The sequence below is a fragment of the Streptomyces sp. NTH33 genome, assembly GCF_003236365.1.
In the GTDB taxonomy this organism is placed as follows: Bacteria; Actinomycetota; Actinomycetes; order Streptomycetales; family Streptomycetaceae; genus Streptomyces.
Genome location: NZ_POTZ01000931.1, coordinates 1 through 1,145 on the forward strand (window position 1 = coordinate 1; position 1,145 = coordinate 1,145).

Consider the following 1,145-nt stretch of genomic DNA (forward strand, 5'->3'; position numbering starts at 1 on the left):
AACCGGGCCCGCTCCCAGAGCATGGGCGCCCTGCGCGACGGGCCGGCGCTGCTGGCCGGGCTGGTCTTCTGCGGCCGCTGCGGGACGCGCATGGTCGTGCGCTATCAGCGCGGTGAGGGCAAAGGGCTGCGGCCGGTCTACGAGTGCAGCCGGGCCAAGACCGACTACGGCGGCGAGCTGTGCCAGCAGCTGTCCGGGACCTGCGTCGACCGCTATGTGACCGGCCTGCTGCTGGCAGCGATGGCGCCGGCCGCGCTGGAGGTCTCGCTGCAGGCCGCCGAGCAGGCCCAGGTCCGGCGAGAGGAGGTGGACCGGATCTGGCGCCAGCGCCTGGAGCGGGCGGACTATGCCGCAGGCCGGGCCCGGCGCCAGTACCAGCTGGCCGAGCCCGAGAACCGCCTGGTGGTCCGGGAGTTGGAGAAGGACTGGGAGCGTGCGCTGGCCGAGCGGCAGCACCTGGGCGAGGAGTACGACCGCTTCGCCGCGGCCCGGCCCCGCCTCCTCACCGCCGCCGAGCGCGAACAGATCCGGGCCCTGGCCGCCGACCTCCCCGCCCTGTGGCGGGCGCCCACCACCACCGACGCGGATCGCAAACAGCTGATCCGGCACCTGGTCGAGAAGGTCCACCTCACCGTCATCGGCGACAGCGAACGCGTCACCGCCCAGGTGACCTGGGCCGGCGGGTACCGCACGAGGGGCGAACTCGCCCGCCCGGTCGCCCGCCTGGACCAGCTCAGCTACTACCCCCAACTGGCTGCCCGGGCCCGCGCACTCGCCGCGGCCGGACACTCCGCACCGGCCATCGCGAAGATCCTCAACGCCGAGGGCTTCCGCCCGCCCAAGCGCCGCGAACACTTCGCCGCCCAGGGCGTGCGCAGGCTGCTGCAGGAGCTGGGCTGCGTCAGCCGGCAGGAACAGACCCTCCGCCGGGATGCACCCCCACTCGGCCCGCACCAGTGGTGGCTGACCGACCTAGCCCGCGAGGTCGGCGTGCCCCGCGTCACCCTCTTCGGATGGATCACACGCGGCTGGGTCACCGCCCACCAGCAACACGACGCCCGCCGGTCCTGGGTCGTCCATGCCAATCCCGCAGAGGTCGAACGGCTCCGCCGGCTCCACCGGCAATCCCGCGGCCACCGCCCACG

The 1,145-nt window shown here is 74.0% G+C and carries 1 protein-coding gene; it reads left to right on the forward strand.

Going from position 1 to position 1,145, the window contains the following annotated elements; all coding sequences use genetic code 11:
• Window positions 1-1,145, forward strand: a 1,145-nt coding sequence (locus C1I97_RS37620; RefSeq protein ID WP_181447103.1) for a zinc ribbon domain-containing protein, incomplete at both ends; no start/stop codon positions are given.